This is a genomic window from Clostridium sp. MCC328, from assembly GCF_018785465.1.
Classification (GTDB): Bacteria; Bacillota; Clostridia; order Lachnospirales; family Lachnospiraceae; genus Pilosibacter; species Pilosibacter fragilis.
Window position 1 is genome coordinate 1 of record NZ_WQPW01000026.1, and the last position, 3,890, is coordinate 3,890.

General features: G+C 41.6%; 3 protein-coding genes. 2 read left to right on the forward strand and 1 reads right to left on the reverse strand.

Features of this window, described 5'->3' with window-relative positions:
- Positions 1-194, forward strand: a 194-nt coding sequence (locus GPK83_RS05020; protein ID WP_215704155.1) for a hypothetical protein, incomplete at its 5' end; no start/stop codon positions are given.
- 59 nt (positions 195-253) lie between these two features.
- Positions 254-2,014, forward strand: coding sequence for a diguanylate cyclase (locus tag GPK83_RS05025; RefSeq protein WP_117553221.1), 1,761 nt, complete (start codon positions 254-256; stop codon positions 2,012-2,014).
- A 345-nt stretch (positions 2,015-2,359) separates the two neighbouring features.
- Here the strand turns inward: GPK83_RS05025 and GPK83_RS05030 are convergent, their stop codons facing one another.
- A complete protein-coding gene (locus tag GPK83_RS05030) occupies positions 2,360-3,463 on the reverse strand; it encodes an iron-containing alcohol dehydrogenase family protein (RefSeq protein WP_015555145.1) in 1,104 nt (367 codons plus the stop codon).
- Positions 3,464-3,890: the final 427 nt, after the last annotated feature.

The window sequence follows — 3,890 nt, forward strand, 5'->3', positions numbered from 1 at the left end:
CGCGGGTTCGAATCCCGTCTCGTGCTCTCAAAGAGATAGAAAAAAGAGTCATCCGATGGATGGCTCTTTTTTCTATGTTCAAGCCCAGCCGGGCTCGAACGGTTCGAAGTCCAGGCTCCGATCTGTTCATCGCAGGAGACATCATGTGCGATCAAAAATTATTTATTTTTTCAGAAAAAACAAGCAACTTCTGATTTTTGTGCTATAATGCTTTATTATGAAAAAATCCGATGTATAAAACGAGGTGAATGAGGTGAAGAAAAAAATACTTGTGCCTCTTAGCGTTTTTTTACTGGGCATATGCCTTGCCGGTTTGCTTGTATGGAAAACAGATACCCACGAAAAAGAACAGAGACGCACAACAGCACAATTAAATGCAACAACCTATGGTGAACGGATAAAAAATGAGATTACGAATGGGATCGAAATTACGGATGCTCTGAAGCAGATCTTAATCAGTGAAGATGGAGAGATCAATCACTTTGACACGATTGCAGAAAATCTTATGTCTGATTCGGTTGAAAGTGTGCAGATTGCTCCGGATGGTATTGTGACAGATATTTATCCTGCAGAGGGAAACGAGGCAGGTAAAATTGACCTGTTCCATGATAAGGACCGCAGCAAAATTTCCTGTTATGCAAGAGACAATCATACACTGATTACACAGGGACCATTCGAATTGAAACAGAGCAGCTATGGAATTGCTGTTCGCAATCCAATTTACCTGAAAAATGCAAACGGACAAGAATATTTCTGGGGATTTACGATTGTTATCTTGCGCGTTCCTGATATTTTTTCAAACTCAATTGAAGCACTTTCGAATTTTGGATATGAATATAGACTTTCTAAAAAAGACGCTCCCTGGAGTGACGATTATAAAGTTGTTTATCAGTCAGATGGTCAAATGACTGCTCCTGTTTCTTATGAATTTACGATTGGAGGGGGAAAATGGAGATTTGAAGTAACTCCTAAAAGCGGATGGAGGAATGATTGTTTAATTGCGACAGTCAGTGGAATATTTATGGCAGTCACCTTGCTTTTGTCAGGTCTTACCAGGGTATGGCTGGTATCGAAAGAAAACAAAAATAAATTTCAAATATTGGCGCACACGGATTCTCTTACTAAAATTAACAATCGCTATGGATTTGATGAATTAGCGGAAAAAATGATGGATAAAAATCCGAAAATGCATTTTGTAGCCGGACTCCTTGATATTGATGATTTTAAGTTTATTAATGATATTTACGGACATGTCTACGGTGACAAGGCATTAAAGAGTCTGGCAGATAGTATGAAAGACTTTTTCCCACCGGATACATTGCTGGGAAGAAACGGTGGTGACGAATTCTGTATTCTTTTACGAAATTGTACCTGTGAAGAAGCAGAAGAACAACTGCAGCAATTCATCAAGCTCCCTAAGACATTCTCATGCAAGGGTAAAGAATATCAATTTTATATTTCTCTTGGCTATGCGGAATATCCTACCTTTGCTTCCAATCGATCCCAGCTTTTGCGTTGTGCAGATGCAGCTCTTTATGAAATAAAGCTTCACGGAAAAAATGGATGTATGGCTTACAGGAAAGGTCTTCAATCTGGAGTTCGCAAACAGTTGGGATTTGCCCTTAAAGACATTTCGGAACATCTTCCGGGTGCATTTATTATATACAGAGCAGATAAAGAAGATGATGAACTTTTTTATGCTAACAACGAATTTCTTCATATGGCCGGATATAAAAACGTAGATGAACTCTTTCAGATCACAAAGAAAAGTTTTCGTAATCTGATTCGGGAAGATGAGCGGCAACAGATAGAATCAAGTATTTGGAAACAGATTGATGACGGTAATGAAAATGCCTATATTCATTTCCAGCTTCGAAAAGCTGATGGATCCTATCTTTCGGTACTTGACCATGGAAGAATTGTGGAGAGTCGGCAATACGGAAGAGTATTTTATGTATTGTTTATGGATTGGGAGGATATGCACATTCGTTACAGTGATAAATTTTCCGGATAATTAAAATGCCTTGTGCATTTTCGCAGATACAGAGTTCAAGTCGAACGTCCGTGAGACTTGGCGCGTAATTCTGGTTAGCGCAAGCTGACATATTCTTTACAGAATCACTGTGCATCCTCGCGGAGCGTTTATCTCGGTCGGAGAACTAACGCCCACTGAGACTTATTTGTTATGACTCACCACTTGAAGAGGTGGGAGTCTTCTCGACTGAGATAAAAACAGCCAGTAATTCAGCGGCATTATTATTTTCGCCGGAGTTACGGGCTGTTTTTTGATGATATGTGTTCGTAGACGCTGTCAGGGCAGGTTCTGTAGGTGTAATTGAGGAGATATATCAAGAAAATTTTATAAAGAGCCTGTCTGTTTCTTAAATTCCTGTCCGATCTTATTCTGTTCTTTCATGCATGCAATAAATTTCTCACGGGTCACATCCTTCGGGCGGTACTGCCATTCGGTGGAAGTAAGAATTCTATCTGCCATGAGATCGAATTCATCTTCAGTGATATCGATATCATCGAAGCATACCGGAAGACCGATACTGGCATTGAATTTCATGATCGTATCACGGAGAGCGTTCGCGCCTTCATAGGTGAGCAGGCAGAGAACACCGAGGGATACGACTTCGCCGTGCAGGTGTTCGTGACCATGACGCGTGATCGTGGAGCCGTTATAGACACAGTGCGCGAGGGAGGAATTGTAGTAATAATCCGGAATATGAGTCGTCATATTGGAAACGATACCGGTGGAGACGATGATATCCAAAGTGACCTGCATGAGGGCATCGCTGACTTTGTGCGCTTTTAAGGATGCGAGTGCCTCTTTTCCATAATCCAGGAGCGGTTGTGTGCAGACTTTACTGAGCTGGACACCCATTAACGGAGTATGGCTTAAGTGCTTACCTTTGCTGGAAAAAACAGCCTCACATTCTTTGGAGAGTGCGTCGCCGATTCCGGCCCAGAGGAGGTCATAAGGAGAATCCGCAATCACGGCGGTATTGATGAAGGTATGATCCGCAAGCTTCGGATAATAATATTCCCGGAAGGTGCCGTTGGCATTGTAGATGACACAGATGGCAGTCACGGCCGCGCAGTTGCTGGCAACGGTCGGGAAGGTAAATAGTGGTTTGTCAAGTTCGTTTGCTACATATTTTGCGGTGTCGCAGGCTCTTCCTCCACCGACACCAAAGATAATATCTGCGTTGCGGACAGCCGGATTCGCGATCAATGCATTGCCGTTCTCGTAGCTGGAATCACCGCCGTACCAGATGAAATCCGTGATCTCAAGATCGGAGCCCTTGATGCCTTCCAAGAGTGCATCTTTTGTTTTTTCCATGGCTGTTTTACCACCGATCACGACTGCCTTTTTTCCATAGTTTCTTGCGACGTATGGAAGTTCCTTGTAACAATTTTCACCGATGGAGTAATTAGGAAGATATACACTGTAACTCATTTGCTTCTGCCTTTCTTGTTCTTTCTTGTTGTGAGCTGACAAATATCCGGAATAAACAATATCTGTCAGATTGTGGGGGTAACTGTTAGAGGATAGAATAAACTATCCAGAGGCGTTACGGTTGATAGTAAAGATTTGTCATCAAAATGGATAACATATCAATATTATAGGCGTTTGGAAAAATAATTCAAGATGTTCTTAATTTATGTCCTTTAAATTTTCCTGCCATTGCACATCACATTGTGCTACTGCAGAAAACCAATGCATGTATGATCATGATTATGCACGAGGAGTGTGAGAGAAATAAGAAGATGCCAGATAGTTTCTAACTGTCCCAGCGGATTTTGAAAATAAGCCTGAATTATTCACGGAGCAGTATCTGAACTGGTAACTGTACCATGAATCCCAAAATTGACCCATGTAGCCT